Annotated in this window: 19 protein-coding genes, 1 tRNA gene and 1 riboswitch; of the genes, 9 read left to right on the top strand and 11 right to left on the bottom strand. The window is 40.8% G+C overall.

Translation table 11 applies throughout. The features are described from left to right. Positions 1–135: 135 nt before the first annotated feature. Positions 136–942 carry a hypothetical protein gene (locus tag ABI367_RS06760; protein WP_462228009.1) on the bottom strand — a complete coding sequence of 269 codons (807 nt, stop codon included), beginning with the start codon at positions 940–942 and terminating at the stop codon, positions 136–138. 190 nt (positions 943–1,132) lie between these two features. Here ABI367_RS06760 and ABI367_RS06755 point away from each other — a divergent pair, with 190 nt between their 5' ends. Beyond that, positions 1,133–2,161, top strand: coding sequence for a ComEC/Rec2 family competence protein (locus ABI367_RS06755; RefSeq protein ID WP_462228008.1), 1,029 nt, complete (start codon positions 1,133–1,135; stop codon positions 2,159–2,161). A gap of 10 nt (positions 2,162–2,171) precedes the next feature. After that, positions 2,172–2,753 (top strand): hypothetical protein, encoded by a 582-nt coding sequence (locus tag ABI367_RS06750; protein ID WP_462228007.1) that lies wholly within the window; start codon positions 2,172–2,174, stop codon positions 2,751–2,753. Between the two features lie 85 nt (positions 2,754–2,838). Here ABI367_RS06750 and metH read toward each other — a convergent pair whose 3' ends face one another. The 4 genes from metH to murQ form a co-directional block, all read right to left on the bottom strand. Next, positions 2,839–6,525, bottom strand: coding sequence for a methionine synthase (gene metH, locus ABI367_RS06745; RefSeq protein WP_462228006.1), 3,687 nt, complete (start codon positions 6,523–6,525; stop codon positions 2,839–2,841). A 129-nt stretch (positions 6,526–6,654) separates the two neighbouring features. Then, a riboswitch (SAM riboswitch) is annotated at positions 6,655–6,765 on the bottom strand. Positions 6,766–6,893: 128 nt separating this feature from the next. After that, positions 6,894–7,625, bottom strand: coding sequence for a Bax inhibitor-1/YccA family protein (locus ABI367_RS06740; protein WP_462228005.1), 732 nt, complete (start codon positions 7,623–7,625; stop codon positions 6,894–6,896). A gap of 111 nt (positions 7,626–7,736) precedes the next feature. Then, the gene (locus ABI367_RS06735; RefSeq protein WP_462228004.1) at positions 7,737–8,303 is read right to left on the bottom strand and encodes a hypothetical protein; all 567 of its coding nucleotides are present in this window, start codon (positions 8,301–8,303) and stop codon (positions 7,737–7,739) included. Positions 8,304–8,345: 42 nt separating this feature from the next. Next, entirely contained in the window at positions 8,346–9,158 is an 813-nt protein-coding gene (murQ, locus tag ABI367_RS06730) for an N-acetylmuramic acid 6-phosphate etherase (protein WP_462228003.1), read from the bottom strand. A 108-nt stretch (positions 9,159–9,266) separates the two neighbouring features. Between murQ and ABI367_RS06725 the strand changes: the two genes are divergently transcribed. Continuing rightward, on the top strand, positions 9,267–10,859 hold the full coding sequence (locus ABI367_RS06725; RefSeq protein ID WP_462228002.1) for a S41 family peptidase: 1,593 nt from the start codon (positions 9,267–9,269) through the stop codon (positions 10,857–10,859). Positions 10,860–10,990: 131 nt separating this feature from the next. Here the strand turns inward: ABI367_RS06725 and der are convergent, their stop codons facing one another. Together der and era are read right to left on the bottom strand one after the other, a co-directional pair. Then, a complete protein-coding gene (gene der, locus ABI367_RS06720) occupies positions 10,991–12,292 on the bottom strand; it encodes a ribosome biogenesis GTPase Der (protein ID WP_462228001.1) in 1,302 nt (433 codons plus the stop codon). 116 nt (positions 12,293–12,408) lie between these two features. Next, positions 12,409–13,284 (bottom strand): GTPase Era, encoded by an 876-nt coding sequence (gene era / locus ABI367_RS06715; RefSeq protein ID WP_462228000.1) that lies wholly within the window; start codon positions 13,282–13,284, stop codon positions 12,409–12,411. Between the two features lie 145 nt (positions 13,285–13,429). Between era and ABI367_RS06710 the strand changes: the two genes are divergently transcribed. Together ABI367_RS06710 and ABI367_RS06705 are read left to right on the top strand one after the other, a co-directional pair. Continuing rightward, positions 13,430–13,502 (top strand) — tRNA-Met (locus ABI367_RS06710). Between the two features lie 166 nt (positions 13,503–13,668). After that, entirely contained in the window at positions 13,669–14,055 is a 387-nt protein-coding gene (locus ABI367_RS06705) for a hypothetical protein (protein ID WP_462258054.1), read from the top strand. Between the two features lie 384 nt (positions 14,056–14,439). Here the strand turns inward: ABI367_RS06705 and ABI367_RS06700 are convergent, their stop codons facing one another. Next, the gene (locus tag ABI367_RS06700) at positions 14,440–15,963 is read right to left on the bottom strand and encodes a sensor histidine kinase (RefSeq protein ID WP_462227998.1); all 1,524 of its coding nucleotides are present in this window, start codon (positions 15,961–15,963) and stop codon (positions 14,440–14,442) included. Positions 15,964–16,506: 543 nt separating this feature from the next. Continuing rightward, positions 16,507–16,710, bottom strand: a complete 204-nt coding sequence (locus tag ABI367_RS06695; RefSeq protein WP_462227997.1) for a hypothetical protein — start codon at positions 16,708–16,710, stop codon at positions 16,507–16,509. Between the two features lie 276 nt (positions 16,711–16,986). Here ABI367_RS06695 and ABI367_RS06690 point away from each other — a divergent pair, with 276 nt between their 5' ends. Next, entirely contained in the window at positions 16,987–17,520 is a 534-nt protein-coding gene (locus ABI367_RS06690) for an OmpA family protein (protein ID WP_462227996.1), read from the top strand. 317 nt (positions 17,521–17,837) lie between these two features. Continuing rightward, positions 17,838–19,127 carry an SGNH/GDSL hydrolase family protein gene (locus ABI367_RS06685; protein ID WP_462227995.1) on the top strand — a complete coding sequence of 430 codons (1,290 nt, stop codon included), beginning with the start codon at positions 17,838–17,840 and terminating at the stop codon, positions 19,125–19,127. Positions 19,128–19,300: 173 nt separating this feature from the next. Here the strand turns inward: ABI367_RS06685 and ABI367_RS06680 are convergent, their stop codons facing one another. Beyond that, on the bottom strand, positions 19,301–20,308 hold the full coding sequence (locus ABI367_RS06680; RefSeq protein ID WP_462227994.1) for a YncE family protein: 1,008 nt from the start codon (positions 20,306–20,308) through the stop codon (positions 19,301–19,303). 53 nt (positions 20,309–20,361) lie between these two features. After that, positions 20,362–21,348: a family 43 glycosylhydrolase gene (locus ABI367_RS06675; RefSeq protein ID WP_462227993.1), complete on the bottom strand. Its 987-nt coding sequence runs from the start codon at positions 21,346–21,348 to the stop codon at positions 20,362–20,364. 337 nt (positions 21,349–21,685) lie between these two features. On the opposite strand from ABI367_RS06675, the gene ABI367_RS06670 reads away from it, so the two are divergent. Beyond that, complete coding sequence (locus ABI367_RS06670; RefSeq protein ID WP_462227992.1) at positions 21,686–22,213, top strand: transposase; 528 nt, start codon at positions 21,686–21,688, stop codon at positions 22,211–22,213. A 254-nt stretch (positions 22,214–22,467) separates the two neighbouring features. Beyond that, positions 22,468–23,225 (top strand): S41 family peptidase (locus ABI367_RS06665; RefSeq protein ID WP_462227991.1); only part of this gene is annotated, 758 nt, incomplete at its 3' end.

Below are 23,225 nucleotides of genomic sequence, written 5' to 3'. Positions count from 1 at the left end.
GTTTTAACCAACGGACCATAAAGCATAGCATTTATTGGCTTTAGCCTAATTAATAGTAGGCACAAGTAGCTTTTGCGCACCCGCCCGCCCGACATACTTGCGCCAGCGGGGGACAACACCAACAAGGGCAAAGTGTCATTTTAGGTCTTTTGTTGTCTCCTGAATACGACGTTTAGCTTCTGCAATCTTTTTTTCTTTTAAAGCTTTTTCAAGTTTTTCATCTAAAATAAACTCGATACCTACTTTAACAATTTCAAAATAACTTAAACATTCATCTTCGGTCAATTCATGAATTCCCTTACTCAAAATACCGTACAAACCCTTATTTTCAACCAAAAAAGTTGGTAAATGATGGCTTAGCAACTCAATCTTATCACTAATTCGGTGCGCTAAATATTTACTTTCGTCCCACCCCTCATCTTCTTTAGCAATAGAATGAGCTTCCTCGATTAGAAACTCGAACACTCGACGTAAATATACAAATGATCCTATACCGACCCCATGAGCAGCCAAACCGACAGCTTTAGAAATTTCCTTTAGTTTGTCATTTTTTAATATAATCGAATACTCTTTAATTTTTGCTATTTCTAAATCCGCGATTGAGGGAAATTGACCTATTTTTTCAACAAAAAAAACATCTTTCTTAGTTTCGAAAACTCGAAGGTATATCACCATTCGATTGCCATTTCGTGTGCATATAAGCTCAAACTTACGAAAACCCTTATAAAGCGAAACATAATGATCGTAACCCGCACTTATATCATTACTTGGCCTATTATCTATTTTATATGTTGTATTTTCTTTCAAAACTGGACTATATTCATCTATGCTACCATTAAACCTCATTAGTTGTATAAAAGAATCTGAATTAGCCTTATCGATTTCTATTTCTCTGTATAGGGGTAATTGAAAGATAAAATAATGTGGGTCAAAGTGGTTCATAAAATCATTTTCTTGTAAATATAGACTAACTTAATTATATAAATAAAGTCGCATTTTAATTATTACATCCCGGTTCTTGTTGGTGAAACACTAACAAGGGCGAGAGTAACTCGCTAATAATCAAATAATAACTCTCAATCATTGATTTTAGTAACTTTTCTGTTATCTTTATTTTATAACCTTAACCGCTATGTCCAAAATTCATTTTTTAAACGTTCTTGAGGGTGATTGCAATATCATACAACACGAAGAATCGGGAAGAACCACTGTTATTGACGTCAGCAATGCATATGATGATAATGACACTCCAGAAGAAACTGCAGTAAAAAATTCAGATATGCGCCATCATATGCGAGATAGAACTAATGTCCCATCCAACAAAAAAGACTATCAACAAAAAAAATCTCCTGATAATCCTATTGACTATTTAAAAAACTCTCTAGGTCTAAATGACATTTTTAGGTTTATTATTACACACCCAGATATGGATCATTTGGACGGAATCAAAGATTTATTTAATAATTTTAAAATTGCTTGCTTTTGGGACACGGATAATCAAAAAGAACTAACTGATTTTAGTGGGGGTGGCTATAATAAAGAAGATTGGAAATTTTATAAAAGTCTCAGAGACGGAACTAATACATCAGTTCCTCGACGCACATACTTACAGGGAAACTCGTACAATTATTTTGATTTAGATAATATTACAATATTAGCACCTACACAGGAGCTAATAGATGCGGCAGTACAAAAAGGCAACTATAATGATAGTTCCTATGTATTGTTATACACTCCACCAAAAAAGGGAGGTGGAAATTGGAAAATACTGTTTGGAGGAGATAGTGAAGACAGTACCTGGAATGCAATTTTAGCCAATAGGAACTTTAAAGAAATGATTACAGATGTGGATGTTTTATTTGCGCCCCATCACGGGCGTGACTCCGGTAGAAGTTATGATTTTCTCAAAACTGTAAATCCGAAATATACTCTGTTTGGCAATGCTAGTTCAGATTATTTAGCATATACTTGTTACCCTAAAACTAGAATAACTAATAATCAAGCTGGTTACGTTATTTTAGATTTGCAACTCGATTATATTACTTTTTATGTAAAGAATTTTGAATTTGCTCGAGATTTTAAAAGTAACAGAGGGTACCCAGCACCTGTATATAATAGTACTCTGAAGGCTTATGGTATTGAATCTTATTATGGTCGATAAAAGTTAGCTTATGAATTTTAAAGCATACGATATACTATCTTCAATTGTGCCAGGATTTTTAATACTAATGGCGTTATTAATGTTTTTTGATACAACGTTCGATAAAGACATGATAATTCCCTATACAGTTGCTGCATTTTTATTGGGTTATACAATAAACACCTTTAGTAGTTGGTTAGAGGATTTTTACTTTTTTACATGGGGCGGTAAACCATCTTCAAAATTATTAGATGGAAAAGGAATCTGGAAAGTTCGTTTTTATCATAGCAACGAAGTAAAACAATTGTTGTTAAGCGACAGCGGAAATAATTCTGCAAAAAACGATGTATTATTTGCTATCGCAATGCGTAGCGCCAACGGTGAAAAAGATCAAAGAGTAGAAGATTTTAGCGCGCTATATGCATTTTCCAGGGTTTTATTAACTACGGTTTTGTTAGGATCAACAATAATATTAATTCAGTTTTATAATGATTGGCGCTATTATGTAATACTAATTCCAATTATAGGAGTTTTTTGGTTACGAAGTAAACAGAGAGCTTACTATTACGCTAGAGAAGTGCTAAATGTTTATTTAAAGAAAAAGTCATCATAACAAAAGAGCCGCACTGAAACTCAGCGCAGCTCTTTTGTTTATACTACCTTCAGGGGGTCGGGTCCGTAGGACTCCTTCGGAGGGGCTAATAATTCAAATTAGGCCCCAACCATCTTTCAACCGTATCCACGCTCATTTTTTTACGTTTGGCGTAATCTTCTATCTGGTCCTTACTAATTTTATTTAACCCAAAATACCGCGATTGCGGGTGCGCAAAGTAAAACCCGCTTACGGATGCTGCCGGTGTCATGGCCAGGCTTTCGGTTAGGTGCATGTGGGCGTTTTGTTCGGCTTTCAGCAAATCAAACAAGGTGGTCTTCTCGGTGTGCTCGGGGCAGGCGGGATAACCCGGTGCCGGGCGTATGCCTGCATACTCTTCTTTTACCAGTTCCTCAACACTTAAATGCTCGTTTTGGGCATAGCCCCAATATTCTTTACGTACCAGCTCGTGCATCTTTTCGGCGAAGGCCTCGGCTAACCTATCGGCAAGGGCCTTGGCCATAATGCTGTTGTAATCGTCGTAATCTCGTTCAAATTCGGCAACCAGCTCGTCGCAGCCAATACCGGTGGTTACGGCAAATCCGCCAAAATAATCGGCCACGCCGCTTTCTTTGGTGGCGATAAAATCCGACAGGGCATAATAAGGTTCGCCTTTAACTTTCTCTGATTGCTGGCGCAGGGTATGTATGCGGCTCAATAACTGCGTGCGGGTTTCGTCGGTATATAACTCAATATCATCGCCCACGGTATTGGCCGGCCAAAAACCAATAACGCCGTTTGCCTGCAGCAAGTTCTCTTTAACAATTTTGTTTAATAAAACCTGCGCATCATCAAATAGCTTTTTGGCCTCCACACCCACAAACTTATCGTCAAATATTTTAGGGTAGCTGCCGCGCAGCTCCCACGTATGGAAAAACGGTGTCCAGTCGATATATGGCACCAACTCCGCCAGCGGATAGGCTTCAAAAACCTTAGTGCCGGTAAAGGCAGGTTTTGGAGCGACCTTATCCAGGTCTATCTGAAATTTATCTGCACGGGCCTGTTCCAAAGTTACAAAACGCTTGTCTGACTTTTTATTGGCGTGGGCCTCGCGTGCTTTTTCGTACTCGTCTTTAATGCCTTGTATGTAAGCATCGCGGGTATCGCGGTTCATCAGGTTACTGCAAACCGTTACGCTTCGCGATGCATCCAGCACATGTATAGCCGCCCCGGAATAATTAGGCGCGATCTTTACCGCCGCATGTATCCGCGAGGTGGTAGCACCACCCACAATCAGCGGAATAGTAAACTCCTGGCGCTCCATCTCCTTCGCAAAATGCACCATCTCATCTAACGATGGGGTGATCAATCCGCTTAGGCCAATAATATCAACTTCCTGCTTTTTGGCTTCTTCAATAATACGCTGTGCAGGCACCATCACCCCAAGGTCTATTACCTCGAAATTATTACAGGCCAATACTACGCCTACAATGTTTTTACCAATATCGTGCACATCGCCTTTTACGGTGGCCATTAATACCTTACCGGCGTTGGCACGGCTGCCGCTGCTATCTTCGCCGGCATCAATAACACGCTGTTTTTCCAGTTCGATAAAGGGTAGGAGATAGGCCACCGCCTTTTTCATTACCCGGGCAGATTTTACCACCTGCGGCAAAAACATCTTGCCCGCGCCAAACAAATCGCCCACCACGTTCATCCCGTCCATTAACGGACCTTCAATAACTTCCAGCGGTTTGGCGTAGGCTTGCCTGGCTTCCTCTACGTCGTCATCCAAATATTCAATGATACCTTTTACCAGCGCGTGCGATAAACGCTCGGCAACGGGTGCTTTGCGCCATTCTTCGTCGCGCACCACTTCTTTGCCCTTGCCTTTTATATTATCGGCAAACTCAACCAAACGCTCGGTAGCATCATCGCGACGGTTAAGCAATACATCTTCTACCAGTTCTAATAACTCTTTATCAATTTCCTGGTAAACCTCTAACATCCCGGCATTAACAATACCCATATCCATACCCGCTTTAATGGCATGGTACAAAAACGCCGAGTGCATAGCCTCGCGCACCACATTGTTACCCCTAAAGGAGAACGATATATTACTTACCCCGCCGCTTACTTTGGCATAGGGCAGGTTTTGTTTTATCCAGCGGGTAGCTTCAATAAAATCTACCGCGTAATTGTTATGCTCTTCAAGTCCCGTAGCTACGGTTAATATGTTAGGGTCAAAAATGATGTCCTGCGGCGGGAAGCCCACCTCGTTAACCAAAATATTGTACGACCGTTCGCATATCTCTTTACGACGCGCTAACGAGTCGGCCTGGCCGGTCTCGTCAAATGCCATTACTACCGTGGCAGCGCCGTAGGCTAATATTTTACGGGCATATTCTTTAAACTTTTCTTCGCCCTCTTTTAGGGAGATAGAGTTAACGATGCCCTTACCCTGTATACATTTTAAACCGGCTTCAATAACCGACCATTTTGAAGAGTCGATCATGATAGGCAGTTTAGATATATCAGGCTCAGAAGCTACCAGGTTTAAAAACTTAACCATCACCGCTTCCGAATCGATCATCCCCTCGTCCATGTTGATGTCGATCACCTGCGCGCCGCCCTCTACCTGTTGTGCCGCTACCGATAGGGCAGCTTCATAATCTTCGGCCAATATCAGCTTTGAAAATTTTGGTGACCCGGTAATATTGGTACGCTCGCCCACGTTCACAAAAATGCTTTCGGGAGTTATGGTAACTGCTTCCAGTCCGCTCAACCTCATGTAAGGTTCAATCTGTGGTATTAAACGCGGTGGATATTTAGCAGCTTTTTCGGCAATACATTGAATATGATCGGGCGTAGTACCGCAGCAACCGCCTACAATATTCACCAGTCCGGCTTTCATAAAATCGTCAACCTGGTGCGCGGTCTCATGCGCGGTTTCGTCATACTGGCCAAACTCGTTTGGTAAACCCGCGTTGGGGTAGGCCGAAATAAACACATCCGCTTTTTCAGAAAGTTCCTGTATATGCGGCCTCATTTCTTTAGCACCCAAAGCGCAGTTTAAGCCTACCGATAATAAGTTGGCATGACGGATAGAGTTCCAAAATGCCTCCACCGTTTGACCGGATAGGGTACGTCCTGAAGCATCTGTTATAGTACCCGATATCATTACCGGCAGATGCTTGCCGCTCTCTTCGGCATACCTGTTTATAGCAAATAAAGCCGCTTTGGCGTTTAGGGTATCAAATATGGTCTCCACCAATAATACATCGGCACCGCCATCAACCAAACCACGCACCTGATCGTAATAGGCAGATGCCAGATCATCAAAAGTAACGGCACGATAGCCGGGGTCGTTCACATCCGGCGATAAGGAAGCCGTACGGTTAGTAGGCCCAATAGCACCGGCCACAAAACGGGGTTTATGTGGTTCTTTAGCGGTAAACTCATCAGCAACCTCGCGGGCCAGGCGTGCCCCCTCGTAACTTAGCTCGTAAGCCAGTTCCTCCAGGTGATAATCGGCCAACGAAATTACCTGTGTACTGAACGTATTGGTTTCAATAATATCCGCACCCGCGGTTAAATATTCGGCATGTATAGCTTTAATGATATCCGGGCGTGTAATATTCAGCAGGTCATTGTTCCCTTGAAGGTCAGAAGGGTGATCTTTAAATCTTTCCCCGCGAAAATCCACCTCGGTTAACTGGTACCGTTGTATCATGGTACCCATTGCCCCGTCAATAACCAGAATGCGTTTTTGTAGTTCTTGTTTAATATCCATTTTGTCAGTTGGCAGTTAGCAGTTGGCAGTTTTCAGTGCGCAGCGGGTCAAAAAAATGACTGCAAACTGCTAACTCAAAACTGCAAACTAAAATGGCTTATTTCGAAAAGTCGGTGTTATATTGACTTTCGCTTATCTGTCCCAGGCCTTCATTGACTTGAGTAGAATTTAGCACCTTGTTAAGGTAACAGGTTGCTAAGACATCGCAGGGTCCAATCCCTCCGTCTTTCTCTATAAGCAGAGCAAAGATGCGTAATTAAGTTATAAGGTGCAATAGCAATATAAGCTTCAATCTGTTCTGATTGTAATTTAAGGGGCATAAAAAAAGCCGCTTTGCGGGCGGCTTCTAATAGTTTATTTCTCTTTTATTATTTTCTTCTGCCAAAAACGCGCAGCAGCATCAGGAACAGGTTGATAAAATCAAGATATAAAGTTAGCGCACCCATAATTGCCATCTTTTTACTTGATGCATCTCCATATTCAATGCCGGCACCAATACGTTTTAGCTTTTGTACATCATAAGCAGTTAAGCCAACAAATACAGCTACTCCAACGTAAGATATAATTAAATCTAAACCACTGCTGTGTAAAAACAAATTTACTAAACTAGCTATGATTATGCCGAATAGCAGCATGATCATTATAGAACCAAATTTGGTCAGGTCCTGGTGGGTAGTATAACCTGCTATGGCCATTACACCAAATACCAACGAGGTGGTTAAAAATACACCAAACACTGATCCTGAAGTGTACATAAGCAAGATGTAGCTCAGGCTAATACCCATTACCACAGCAAAAGCAATAAACAATAACGTTAATATGGCATACGACAGGCGGTTAAAACCAAATGATATTAACAGGATAAAAGCCAACGGCGCAAACATTACGATTGTGCCCAATCCTGTATTTCCACCTGTTTCAGGGTCGCGTAAGCTGGCGGCTAATGAAGGGTCATGAGCAAAAAAGTATGCACAAAAAGCCGATAAGCCTAAAGCAACAAACATCCATAAAAATACATTTGCTATAAATTTACGTGATGCGTCAGCATCGTTAATTTGTATTACGTTATCGTAAACGTAGTTTGAAGTGTTATTTTCCATTTTTAATTATAATTATTATACGAATATAGTTATAGATATGAGATTTGAGTATGGAGATATGAGAAACTAATCTGATTTTAATTCTCAATACTCAAATCTATCATCTCAAATCTAATTTAACCTTTTAGTCAATTGCTCTTCTACTAATTTAAAAAATTGAAGTGGTTTTAAAGTGCGCCAGTTTATATGATCGAGGTTGCCGCCAAAGTTGATGTAATAGTCGATATTATTACGTTTAAACTCTTCTATTACATGTTCCCTAAAGTTAATACCGGCTATCCAGCCATCTTCTACATCCTGAAACCATTCTTCATAATAGCAATCATCTGATGAGTGAAAATTCAATACATTTTCGCCGATGAGGATATAATGATTAATGCCATTATCTGTCATCAGCTCAATAATTTCCCGCTTCATCAGCATAATATCGTTATTGATGGCATCGTTCCACTCGCCAATAAATTCTATTATAGCATATGAACGTTCGTAATCGGCAAATAATACTTTCATATACAAAGTATTTGACCCAAACGAATCCCATTGCGGATGCAGCAGGTAGTTATATATCTGTTTGTCAAACTCAAACTCATTATACTGCGTAGCATAAAAAGGCGAATATTCGTCTTCCGATGCTATGTAGTCATCCCGCCATTTATAATATGGTTCTATCTCGTGCATTTAGCCCCCTCTAAATCTCCCCCTAAAGGGTGAGACTTTTAATTATCTATTTTTAAAATATACGTTCACCACTTTTCTCACACTTCCGTACTCTTTTAATAATCTGGCTGCTGTTTGCTCATCTAACCCGGTCTCGCTCATTATCATTCTGGTGCCACGGTCAACCAGTTTGTTGTTGGTCAGTTGCATATCAACCATTTTATTGCCTTTTACCCGGCCCAACTGTATCATTACCGATGTGCTTAACATATTCAGCACCAGCTTTTGCGCGGTACCTGCCTTCATCCGGGTGCTGCCCGTTACAAACTCGGGACCGGTAACTACTTCAACGGGGTAGTTGGCTTCGGCGGCAACGGGGCTACCGCTGTTGCAAACAACGCAGCCGGTGGCAATTTTATGTTGATTGGCTGCCTTTAATCCGCCAATTACATACGGTGTAGTGCCTGATGCGGCAATACCCACCACTACATCTTTATTATTTATATCAAACGCCTGCAAATCCTTCCAGGCCTGGTTAATATCATCTTCGGCAAATTCAACAGCTTTGCGTATGGCACCATCGCCACCGGCAATAATACCTACCACCCAATCAAACGGTACCCCAAAGGTTGGCGGGCACTCGGAAGCGTCAACCACACCTAACCGCCCGCTGGTACCCGCGCCAATATAAAACAAGCGCCCACCTTGCTTCATTTGCCTGGTAACAACGGCTGCCAACGCCTCAATTTGCGGTAAAGCTTTTTCGACCGCCAAAGGTACCGTTTTATCCTCGTTATTGATATTTTGAAGAATTTCGGACAGGGGCATCTGCTCCAAATTGTTATAACGCGAATCCTTTTCGGTGGTGCTATGCATGTAATAAACTTTATTTAACAAAATTGGGTAAAATTACTGATAATGGCTTGATTATTGGCCTTCAAAATCATAACGCTATGCACCCAATGTTGTAACTTCGCAGGTATAATGAAAAGAACTGCTGCTATTATTTTCAGATCAACCATTTTGATACTTATAGGGGTAACAATTGGGCTGCTTATAAGCGATAATGCTTATGAAAATAATAAGCTTGGTTTTTCATTTACCAACAAAGACAAGGTGTCAAAAACCCTGCAACTGGTGCGTACTACGTATGTAGATTCGGTAAACACGGATAGCATTGAAGGAGTAACCGTTAATAATTTACTGCAAAACCTTGACCCGCACTCGCTTTACCTGCCTCCAAAACAAGCAACCTCGGTTAACGAACGTTTAGAGGGTGGCTACAATGGCATTGGTATTAGTTATATTTTGTTGCGCGATACTTTGTTTATTAGTCAGCTTAATCCGGGCGGGCCGGCAGCCAAAGCGGGCCTTGCCGCCGGTAATAAAATAATAGCTATAAACAACCAGCCTATTTCAGGTAAATCGCTAACACCTGATAAGGTAGATAACCTTTTTAAAGATAAAAACAACGAAACTTTGCAATTAACCGTGTTAAATAATGACGGTAAATTGCATACCTACGAGATTAAAAAAGACCATATTGATTTAAGCAGTTTAGATGCCGCTTATATGGCTGCCCCCTTAACCGGATATATCAAGATCAGCAAATTTGCATCTACTACGGATGCTGATTTTCGTGCCGATCTATTAAAGCTTAAAAAACAGGGTATGCAAAAGCTTGTTTTGGATCTGCGCGGAAACGGTGGCGGATACCTAAATACGGCTACCGCGCTGGCCGACGAATTTTTAACAAGTGGACAGCTTATTGTATATACCAAGGGTGTGCATGAGGCACGTACCGATTATTTTGCTACGGATTCGGGCAACTTTCAGCATGGTAATTTAGCGGTGCTGATTGATGAGAATTCTGCGTCAGCGAGCGAGATATTGGCAGGGGCCTTGCAGGACCTTGACCGCGCCACCATTGTGGGCCGCCGTTCATTTGGTAAGGGCCTGGTGCAGGAGCAGTTCCCGTTTAAAGACGGCTCGGCCATTAACCTTACCGTGGCCCGTTATTATACGCCATCAGGAAGATCTATCCAAAAATCATATAAAAACGGAACCGAAAGCTACCGAAATGAACTAACAGAACGCATGAAAAAAGGCGAGCTATTTTCGGAACAAAATAATTTAAATGATACCCTTTTTACCAAACAATCGCCTTATCACACCGCTAATGGCCGAAAAGTATTTAGCGGCGGCGGTATAATGCCCGATATTTTTGTACCGGCCGATACCACGCAAAATATATTACTGGTAAAAGAAATTGCGGCAAGGCAACTGTATATGGCTTATGTACTTGATCGTATGCAACCTGAATTAAATAAATATACTTCAGTAGATGTTTATTTGAAACAATATACCGTAAGCGATAAAGAGTTGGGTGACTTTATAAAATACGCGGCGCAAAGCATAAAAGGTATAGATCCTAAAGATGTAGCGTCATCCAGAGAATTCATAAAAACCAAGCTTAAATCATACGCCGCACGGTTTAAATGGGGCGATGAAGCTTATTTTAAATCAATAAACGCTAACGACCCGGTTTTGAAAAAGGGGATTGAAGCGGTGCGATAGGACTACGATTTTTAGGATTAAAAGATGAAATAGGATTTGTTTATCCTCAAGATAAATATGCCCATTTTAAAATCCTACAAACCATTAATCAAACAAAATCACGGTCATCCCTAAATCCTATAAATCTTAGTCTATTTCTGCCTGAACCATACCTGTATAGGCGCACCGCTAAACTCAAAGTTTTCGCGCAGCTTATTTTCTATAAAGCGATAGTATGGTTCTTTAACATATTGCGGCAAGTTGCAAAAGAAAGCAAACATGGGCGATGAGCCCGCTATTTGGGTAATGTATTTAATTTTAACGTACTTGCCTTTTAATGATGGCGGCGGATAATGCTCAATGATAGGCAGCATCACTTCGTTAAGTTTTGAGGTAGATATTTTGCGGGCGCGGTTCTCATAAACCTGTTGGGCCACATCAAGCACTTTTAATACTCGTTGTTTTTCGGTAACAGATGTAAAAACAATAGGCACATCTGTAAATGGAGCCAGTTTCTCCTTGATCATATCTTCAAAAACCTTAATGGTTTTATTGTTTTTTTCGATCAGGTCCCACTTGTTCACTACAATCATTACACCCTTTTTATTCTTCTCGGCCAGGTGGAATATATTGATGTCCTGCGATTCAATGCCTTCTACCGCGTCTATCATCAGGATAACCACGTCAGCTTCTTCCAGCGCTTTAATGGTACGCATCACCGAGTAAAACTCAATGTTCTCCTTCACCTTGGTTTTTTTACGCATCCCCGCAGTATCTATTAGCATAAAATCATGCCCGTACTGGTTATAGTGGATATGTATCGAGTCGCGCGTGGTGCCGGCTATAGGGGTAACTATGTTACGGTCCTTACCAATCAACGAATTAATGATGGATGATTTACCCACATTGGGCCTGCCTACAATAGCAAACTTAGGGCGGGTGTTTTCTTCCAGTTGCTCCTCGTCAAAATGTTTAACTACCTCATCCAGCAACTCGCCTGTACCGGCACCAGTCATGGATGATATGCTGTATATCTCGCCTAAACCCAGGCTGTAAAACACCATCGAATCGGCTAACTGGTTGTTATTATCCAGCTTGTTAACCACCACAAAAACAGGTTTATTGCCCTTGCGCAGCAGGCTGGCTATTTCGTCGTCAAGGTCTGTAATGCCGGTGGTAACATCCACCATAAACAAAATAACGCTGGCTTCTTCAATAGCAATAATTACCTGCTCACGTATGGCGGCCTCAAACACATCGGTCGAGTTGGCTACATAGCCGCCGGTATCAATAACGGTAAACTGGTGGTGCAGCCACTCGGCTACACCGTAATGCCTGTCGCGGGTTACGCCGCTGAAATCGTCGACAATAGCTTTCCGGCTTTCGGTTAAACGGTTATATAAGGTTGATTTGCCTACATTGGGCCTGCCAACAATGGCTACTATGTTACTCATTTTTAGTTGTAAGTTTTGAGTGGTGAGTTATGGGTAAATCAAATACTCTACCATGTTGTAATGTCAGTTGCAAAATTACGAATACTCAAAACTCGTAACTTACAACTCATAACTATTTATTCATACCCAAACTGTTTTAGGTAATTTTTTTTGCTGCGCCAGTCGGGTATTACTTTAACAAACATCTCCAGGAAAACTTTCTTTTGGAAAAAATCTTCCATATCTTTACGGGCATAGGTACCTACTATCTTCAGCATTTTGCCGCCCTCGCCAATAATGATGTTTTTTTGCGAATCGCGCTCTACAATAATTTCGGCGCTTATGCGGTGCAGCTTTTCGCCCTCCACAAATGCGGTTACAATAACTTCGGCGCTGTAGGGTATCTCTTTTTTGTATTGCTTTAATATTTGCGCCCGTATCATTTCCGACGCGAAAAAGCGGTCGTTCCTGTCGGTAAGCAAATCCTTATCATAATAAGCCGGATGCTCGGGCAAATGCTCAATTACAAAGTTCATAACTGATATTACATTATGATCAAGCAATGCCGATATGGCAAATACTGCAACCGGATTTAACTTTTCCTGCCAAAAATCAACTTTGGCTTTTACGGTTTCCTCATCGCTGCGGTCAATTTTATTGATCAATACAGCAAGCGGCGCGTTTGAGCCTTCCAGCTTTTTAAGTACGTCGGTTTCGTCGTACTCCTCGTAAATATCGGTAACCAGCAAAATCAGGTCGGCATCAACTATTGATCCGTCTACCTGGTGCATCATACGCTCATGCAACTCGTAGTGCGGTTTAATAACACCGGGAGTATCTGAGAAAACTATCTGGTAATCATCCGTATTCACAATACCTAAAATACGGTGACGAGTGGTTTGAGCCTTAGGGGTAATGATAGACATTTTTTCGCCTACAAGCGCGTTCATCAACGTTGATTTACCCGCGTTTGGCTTACCAATAATGCTTACAAAACCTGCCTTATGACCCATAGAAAAATAAATAAAATAATATTTGGACTGCAAAGAAACGAATTATATCTTTGCAGTCCAATTTAAACGGAATGTAAATTACATTTTTAGCTTAAAGAGGCCACTTTTACAGTTATGCGTTAAAGTGTATACCATTAAAACACAGTGCGGGATGGAGCAGTTGGTAGCTCGTCGGGCTCATAACCCGAAGGTCGTAGGTTCGAGTCCTGCTCCCGCTACCTACAATGAATGAAGCCTTTAACGAAAGTTAAAGGCTTTTTTGTTACGATGATTTTTTGCAGCCGATAATTATGTAAGTATATTTAGGCACAAGTACGCCGCACACTTGACCGCGCTGCATACTTGCGCCAGCGGGGGAATAGACTCTTTAACCGGGAATTAGCTATGAAATTTTATTTCGATTATATATATTACAGAATGGCGCAATTCTTTTTTAAAAGAGATGGAAGTGATGCCATTAGAGCAATTTTGGGTATTAGCATGGTTCAAATGTTAATATTATTTATACTATCATTTATAACTGTACATTTTACATTAAGTGCTCAATACTTGCATTTGCATTCAAAACAAAGTGGGGAAATAGGTGTTTTTATCACATTATTATTGATTTTTTATAATTATAAAAAGTATAAAGGTCGTTATAGTTATTATCGTGAATATTGGCAAGATGAGGTGCGCTCGCAAAGACTACTTAAAGGCTATTTAGTTTTAATTTCGCTAATACTTCCATGGATAGCAGTGTTCTTGATAGCAACCTATTTAAAGTGGTAGTGTTACAGAATTGTGGGTGAAATAATAAAGCACTGATAATCAATAATAATTTATAATTTTAGTTTAGAATATATGATAAAGGGGATGGTATGAAAGTATCATCCCCTTTGCTTTGGGCCAAAATATCAAACGTAAATAGCTGAAAGATGACCAAGTGTTACAAAAATGTGGGTGGTTTATTTTGCAAACATTGTGATGGCCCTGTTATTAAGCATGGCTCAACGCTACTAATTGCTTGCAGATCCTCCAAAAAGTTCGACATTTCGCCGCTTCCCTCTACCCAGAAAGTTAAAAGCCTCCAATCGAAAGATTTGAGGCTTTTTGCGTTATGAGGGTTTTTGCTTCGTTAGCTTGGCAGCCGTTATGTACTACACTTTACTGTAATTACACCGACTGCCCAGCTACGCCCAGGGGTATTGTGAAAGAAAACGCTGTACCTACCCCTTTTTCGCTGTTTACCCAGATTTTCCCATTACATTTTTCAATTAAATCCTTGCAAAACAATAGCCCCATACCTGTTCCCAGTTCCTCATGGGTGCCTCTCATGCTGTCAACCTTGCCTTTAAATAGTTTTTCAGTTTGCTCAGCACTCATGCCAATTCCGTTATCCTTAACCTTGATTAATACGTGCTGGCCGTCCTGCTTTGCCGAAATTTCAATAACGCCCTTTTCATTTGAGAATTTAATGGCATTGGTTGCCAAATTGCGGATAACTATGCGAACAGAATCAGGATCGGCCAAAGCAATCGTTCCTTCCTCCACATCAATTTTTATGGTAATGGCTTTTTTGGCGGCCTGGTCATCCAGGTTTTGTTTTTCTTTAACAACAACATCGTTCACATAAAAATCCTTGATCGTTTTTTCAAAATTGTCCATTTGGGTATTAACCCAAAATAACAGCGTATCCAAAAAATCAGAAGTGTAGTCTAATTTTTTAACTACACCAGGAATCATTTCCATCAGTTCGCTTGATGATATGTTGTCGTCCTGGAAAAGCTCAAACACCCCCCTTAAACTACTTAGGGGGCCGCGCAGGTCGTGCGCCAATATGGCTATTAGCCTATCCTTAAGTGTGTTTAAGGTATTTAGTTTACTGGCATGATCAACTAATTGCGCATTTTGTTTAGCAATTTGCAGTTCGCTATTTTTTAGTTCGGTAATATCCTGCATAGCGCCAAGCATACGTATTCCAACACCGTTTTCATCGCGTATAATTACCCCCTTATCCAGTACAAATGCATATTCTCCATTTGCCTTTTGAAAACGATATTTTTCCGTCCAGTAATTCATGCTGCCGTATTTAACCGGTTCAGGGTATAATACAACCCGCTCCCTATCCTCGGGGTGCACATACTGGGCAAAAAACCGCATATCGCCTACATTAACACCCGGTTTATGGCCGAATGATTTTTCAATGTTCCGTGAATAATAAACTTCGTTGGTTTCCAGGTCCCAGTCCCAAATAATATCCGTAGTAGCTTCGGTAACGTATTCAAACCGCTCAATACTTTTTTCGAGCGAGAGCAATGTTTCTTTGAGCAATATTTCAGCATCTTGTTTAGAAGCCGCTTTCCTGCCAATACAAAATAACAGTTCATCGCCGGGCATCCACGTAACCGACCACGATAGCGGAATAGCCGAACCATCTTTATGAACATGCTGCGTATTAAAATTTATGCTGTCGGCACCCGCCATTATACCATCAATAAATTTGGTTGTAGTTTCTACATCCTCGGGCAATACAAAATTGGTAAAATGCGCTCCTATAAGCTCATCTTTACTATACCCCCATAGGTTTGCTATGGCTGTGCTAACATTCACCAACTGCATATCAGCATTAAGTACACATAGCAGGTCGTGCGAGCCATCAATTATTTTATGGATACTGATATCAGCGGTTGTTTTCATAGTATTTATTTGATCTTTTTTTAAAACGATTGACGATTATTTTAATTGTTAACATTTTAATAAATCAATTACACAATTAAAAAAATCATACCCATACTCCAAATATAATTGAAATATTAATAACAGAGTAATTGATTTGTTGTTAATTTGATTTATCAATCTATTTTAGAGCCAGTAAGAATAAATTAGGGGTATATTTGGGGTAACCCATTGCTTTAACAGAATAACGGCAGGAAGTTATAAACTTAGGAGAGTGGGCTTTTTTGTTTAACTTTAATGGTGTGGTGATAACACTGACCATAGGCTGAATTATAAGCTGAAAGCTTGATTTTGTTTACCCACGAGTTACAAACTGGCGGGAGCAGGTTAAGTACTTTAAAAAATATTTTGTTAGCCAGTATTTTGGTTATTGTCAATAAGTTTTTTATGCCTAATTTTATGCGTTTTAAATAAATTGATGGTTAAGCGTAGGGCAAGTATCCTTTGCAGCAGTTTGGTAAGAGGGCTTTTAGTAGTCTATCTTTTTTATGCTTTGTCTAATCTTTATTTTATACCTAATTGCGCATCAGGGGCTTCTGTAGCATCCCTATTTTCGCATATCGGTTTCCGTAGGCCGAGGGTTCGGGCAAATAACAGCGCAGTAAATATCGTCCTGATCGGTGAGCGGTCCATCATTGATGATGACCAGCTTAATGCCGATAGGTTTGCACCGGCTGTTCTGTTGATTTTTTGTGTATTTGCATTCATCCTGGCTGGTATCAGGCGTTTAAATTTCCAACCGACGTTACTTCCGCAACGCCGATATTATTATCTCTCTTTTTGCTCGCTTAGAATTTGAAATAAGCCGCGAACAGGCTATTCATGTTTTATGTTGTCCCCAATTTCAATAGGTACTTGTAGGCTTATTGTTTTAGGTATTCAATCAACACAAGACTGTATTATCTCATCAAAAAGTTAGCCATCACTGTTTCCAGCGTGACTAACAAATCAATATTTACAAAATTTTAAATCAAAAAAACAATTATGAAATTTATAAAATCACTTATTATACCTGCCTTCGTTCTATTTGCATTGGTTACCCTGCAAGCCTGTAAAGCAAAAAAGTTAGTTCAAAAACCTGCCGCGCCGGTTCAAGCGCAGGTAAAGCCGGTTGAGCAGCCCAAACCAAAACCTGTTGAACAGCCAAAAGCCGCTGTTGCGGTGGTAAAAGCACCTGAATTGGACGTAAATACGGTGAAGATCCAGTTTGAATTTAATTCGGGTGTATTAAAAACAGATGCCTATGAAACCTTAGATAAGGTAGCTGCTGTTATGAAATTGCACCCATCCGCTAAATTTTTTCTGAATGGATACGCGTCCGAAGAAGGGACTAAAAAACATAATATGGCCCTGTCAGCAGATCGCGCAAATGCTGTTAAATCATATCTGGTCAATGCCGGTGTAAGTACGGCTAACTTAGAAGCAAAAGGATACGGTACGAGCGATCCTATTGGAGACAATAGCACCGAAGCCGGGAAGATATTAAACCGGAGGGTTGAGATCAGAAAGCAAAATTGATCTTTAGCGAAATAAATTGCCGGCCCGGTTATTAATCAGATAGCCGGGCGATGGCATTGGCTTACCACTCTACCATTTGTTGCAGACGAACGCAAGAATGGTAGGTTCGAGTCCTGCTCCCGCTACCCAGAAATGATAAAAGCCTCAAGTCGAATGATTTGAGGCTTTTTTGTTTGTGATGTTTTGGTGCGGTAACGCCGACAATAAGTTGAATGATAGCAATTAGTTGAAAAGGCTTGTAACAGAGATCTTCAATATTATAGAAGAATATTTATATATTTATTAAACCGTATCAAATCTTTAATGATCTGCTTGCTATGAATAATAAACAATTACATCAAGGCCCTATATCTTTCAAAGAACGCTTTTCTATTAGTGGTCCGTTTAAATTAATACCTGTGCTGTGCTTATTGTTGTGTACGGTAAGTTTGTCGAGCTTTTCGAGTGATGCTGGCTCAGGAGTGCGCAAAGCCAAAGTTTGGGTAGGTACTTGGGGTACGGGACTCCAGTCTGTTGAAGGAAGGAATATGCCGCCCGCGCCCGGTCTCAGCAATAATACTTTGCGGCAGATAGTATGTGTTTCTATAGGCGGAAAAAGGTTGCGGTTAACGTTCTCGAACCAATTCGGCAAAACGCCGGTTACCATGAAAGCAGTACAGATAGCTGTATCAACCGGAGGCAGCGGAATCGATCAATCCACAGCTAAAACGTTAAAATTTAATGGAAAGCAAGAAGTTACTATGGAGCCTGGTGCCGACATTGCTTCTGATCCGGTTGCGTTTGATCTGAAACCGAGAATGGAGGTTGCCATCACTATTTCATATGGAGAAACATCGGCAACTATGACCGGGCATACCGGATCATTTACCACTTCTTATCTGCTTGCTGGCGAACACGCTGCGCCGAACGACGATTTTAAGGACGGCGTTACCACCAAACATTGGTACACTATAAAAGGTATCGACGTGGAAGCATCAAAATCTGCGGGCGCTGTGGTTGTTTTTGGTGATTCTATTACCGATGGAAATGGATCGGGCACCAACAAGCAGGACCGGTGGCCGGACATTTTAGAAATGGCTTTGTTAAAAAATCCCGCTACCCAACAGGTAGGTGTGCTTAATATGGGTATAGGGGGCAATTGCGTGCTTACGCCGGGATTTGGCCCTGCCGGACTCGACCGGTTTGACAGAGAGGTAATTCAGCAGGCAGGGATACGTTGGCTGGTTATATTTGAGGGCATCAATGACTTGGGCGCCACGAGGGACAGTACCCGGGCTGCCGAAGTTGCCAATAACCTCATCGCCGCTTATGATAAAATGATTACCAAAGCACATGCGAAAGGTATCAAGGTTTATGGCGCTACAATTACCCCAGTCAAAAAATCATTTTATTATTTAAGTTACCGGGATGCGGCACGTAACACAGTGAATAAATGGATACGCACCAGCGGGCATTTTGACGCCGTTATTGATTTTGACAAAGCCATCAGGAACCCTGACGATGAAGCGATGATACTACCTGCCAACCAGTCGGGTGATTACCTGCATCCAAGTGAGTTGGGTTACCAGATTATGGGCGAAACTGTGGATCTGTCCTTATTCAAGTAGTGCGCTTATAAAACATAATTATAGGAAGTAACTATGAGATTGTAAGCTTACAGCGGAATATTAATTTCTATAGCTTTCAAGTCCCTTGCAAAGTTCGAGATTTGTCTTGTTCCGTCTACCTACAATGAATGAAGCCTTTAACGAAAGTTAGAGGCTTTTTTTGTTTTAAAGGCTTAATTTGTTTTATAAACCAACAACGCGGGTTTTTGGTCATTGCTTGCCCTTGCTGCGATCAGGAATAATCCCAATTCAGGAACCAGTAAAGAGGTTCGGGCACCATCGCGGGTTTTAATATGGGCTATCTGTTTATAGGTGCTATTATCCGTTTGCTTAAAAATATCTACCGCACCGCCGCCACCGCTGATATAAACGCTTTTGCTCTTCGCATCCCAATACAGGTCATCTACATCGCCAACCATTGGGGCGCTAAAAATTTCTTTACCTGTTACACTGTCATAAACCAGCAACTTCGCAGGAGCGCGGTAACCCACGATGATACGATGTTGCGCCTCGTCATAAGCCATCGGGAAGTTAGCACGGGGCAATAGCTTAGACCAATTTGCTGTAAGTTTTAATGTTTTCAGATCGGCGACACCAACCATGCCCGAACCGGGCAGATTTACCCATAATTTATTTGCTTTAGTATCCAATTGAAAAGATTCGGGGTGTGCCGGCAAAGGAATATCACCTACCTGTTTATGATTGGCAGCGTCAATAATAGCGATACCCCCGCTGCCATAACCGATGTAGATTTTGTCTGCCTGTTCATCATAGCGCACATCGTCCGCATCATCCGCCAGTTTGATACTACCGGTCTTTTTCAGGGTTAGCGCATTATAAAAACCGCATTCGCCCGTTCCGCCATTGGCGATCAATATTTCCTGGTGTTTGGAAATGTATGCTACACCCTGCGGCTCATCCAGCCCGGTAATGCTGCCGGTTACGTTTCCATTTTTCAGGTCAACAACTTCAAGGCTATTATTGCCCAGGGCAGCAATATAGGCTATCTTATCTTTGATGTTGATGTCGATATGATCAATACGGCCTTTTACACCGGGCAGGACAATTTCTTTTTCCAGTAGCAGATACTGTTTGCCGTACTCTTGTTGAGCATCACAACTGCTTACCAGGGTCAGGCCAAGTACCAGTAGTATGCAAGTCTTATTCAGGGAATAATCCAATATTTATTTTTCTTCAAATTTAAGCACTCGTCGCAGATAAGTGCAACAATTGGTCAATCAGCCGAAATATAATTCCATTCGCCGGTTTTTATATTCAATTGCCAGGGTTTAGGTTCAGGGAGTTTCAGGTTACCGTCGCCAATTTCCAAAGGCATCCACAGATATCTTGAATCCCACTGGGCCGCCGGCCGCCAAATATCTCCCATAAAAATGGCGGTGGTGGATTTTTTACCGACAACTTTAATGATCATGGTCGACTGGGCTCCATAAGTATTGGTTTCGGGTGGTGCGATATCCCTGAAAGCGCTCCATGGCCCGGAAAGCGACGTGGCGGTAGCGAATTTATTGGGATTGGCGCGCCAGCCTGTAAGGCCCGACCCAATGGCGTAGTACAAACCTTTATAATGTACTATGGCGCCTCCTTCCATATGTGCCGGTATAAGGCACATTTCTTTTTCAATACTCATATAATCATCTGCCAGTTTAGCTATGCGAAAGCCAAACGGCCTATCTTCAAATACCAAATAGGCGGTACCGTCATCATCAATAAACTGCCCGATGTCGCGGCTTTCGTGATCAAGCGGTCTGAAGCTTTTAACATATTTAAATTGCCCGTCCGCTTTATCGCTTACGGCTATCCCCACTTTGGCAACCTTATAGGTTCTGTTATCCAAATGGAAATACATCACATATTTTTTAGTTTTTTCATTATAAAAAACCTTTGGCCGTTCCAATATCCATTTAGGGCCAAGGTTATCCGGATCTTCCATTTGTACCACATCCCCGCGAAATTTCCAGTTAGTCAGATCCTTTGACGAATAGCAGCTTACGTATCGTTTGTTGGTATCCAATCCCCGGGTCCGTTCCTCCCCGTACCAATAGTAGGTATTTTTTACCTTGATGATGCCGCCCCCATGTGCCTGGATATGTTTACCATCAGCATCGGGCCATACCTCGCCCGGTTTTATCACCTGCCGTTGTTGAGCCTGACTTAGTAAACAGAAAGCCGAAAGCAAAACGGCTAAAAACTGATTTTTCAAATTGCTATATATTGGTAATGGTAAAAATATCAATTTTAATGTTACATTTTTTTATCAAATTGGTTTAACATCGTTTAACACATTTTTGTTAATTTATTTTTTATTGTATTGAAAATAAAGTAGTTATGTAAAAAATAGTCAAAAAAGTGTTAACCATGATTGCACTACCCCTATTAGGGTTTTTAAAGAAATTTCTGTATTTTTGCAATTTTTTATACTGTGGACTTTTTTGTTTAACCCTCTGCCCTTGTTGGTGTTCCGCGCGTTGGCCGTTGTTGTGTCTTATGACCAACAACAGAAGCGTAGGCCAATTAGCAATATTTTGTAAATTAGCACTATGGCCTTTATCAATTTCGATTATCACCCACAATTTTTTACTGCGACGATATTGGAATGGAAGCACTTGTTAAAACCTGATACATTTAAAGACATTATAATAAACAGTTTATTATTTTTAAAAAAAGAGAAAAGTATTGTAGTGTATGGGTTTGTAATAATGCCTAATCATATTCACTTGATTTGGCAAATACAAGATGGGTTTAAAAGAGAAGCGGTGCAGCAGCGGTTTATGAAATTTACCGGTCAGCAATTAAAAATTGAATTGGCCAAAAAATATCCGGAACAACTAAAAAATTACCAGGTTAATGCCAAAGACAGGAAGTACCAGTTATGGGAGCGCAACTCGTTGAGTATTGACCTTTGGAGTCAACCGGTATTTGAGCAGAAACTTAATTATATTCATAATAATCCGATACAGGAAAAATGGCAGTTGGTACGTTATCCTGAAGATTATAAATACTCATCGGCTAGATATTATTACACCGGAATAGACGAATTTGGACTATTAACACATTATGCTGAATAAAATAATGGCTTATTGGAGATCCGTTGATTTCCCCTCGCTTCAGTTGTTGGTCATAAGACACAACAACGGCCAACGCACGGAAGACCAGCAAAGGCAAAGGAACAACTTACCTAATCGACAAATTACTGATAACTATAAACAATAGTTATCTTAGTCGCAAATTTAGGCCGCTGAATCCACAACTATTATCCTTAAATTCAGAAAAAATGAACCGAATTAATTTTGTTTTCGCCAATTTCTTTTCTCTTATAATCATGCTCGCTTCATCTAATTCTGTAAAGGCTCAAAGTGACGTTGCTACAATGCCCGACAGCGTGAAACATTTTTTAGATACAGTTGTGAACATTATTCATAAAGAAGCACTAAATAGAGATAGTGTTAACTGGACATTGTTAACAAAAGAGGTGTATAAAAAAGCTGGAAATGCGAATAAGCTGCCGGATGTAATTCCGGCAATACAATATATATTTGATCAACTACATGACAATCACGGAGCCATTATCTATAAACATATCCAATTTGGTTCGCACAAAACAAAGCCGTCTTACAGCAAAGAGTTGATGGAACAAATAAAAGCCATCGGCATGCCGCCTAAATTGAAAGTGAAAATCTTGGAGAATAATTATGGATATATACTTATTCCATCCATTAACTCAACCAACGTAAAGGAAAACAGCAGATATGCACAAGAAATAAAAGATTCTATATACAGCATATCGTCCAAAAAGTTAAAAGGATGGATAATTGATCTGCGCTTAAATCCGGGCGGCAACATGTATCCGATGATTGGCGGAATTGGAGCAATAATTGGCGATGGTGAGGCTGGCACATTTATTAATAATAATAAACAAATACTCAACGTATGGAGTATAAAAAATGGAGATGTGTACGTTGATACCTTGCGTAATACCTATACTATTAATCGGAATAACATCAACTATAAGAGTACCAAAATAGCGGTGTTAATTGGTCCAATAACCCAAAGTGCCGGAGAAGCGACTGCCATTTCAAT

The sequence above is a fragment of the Mucilaginibacter sp. genome, from assembly GCF_039935595.1.
GTDB lineage: Bacteria > Bacteroidota > Bacteroidia > Sphingobacteriales > Sphingobacteriaceae > Mucilaginibacter.
This window is presented reverse-complemented; position numbering and strand designations above follow the sequence as displayed.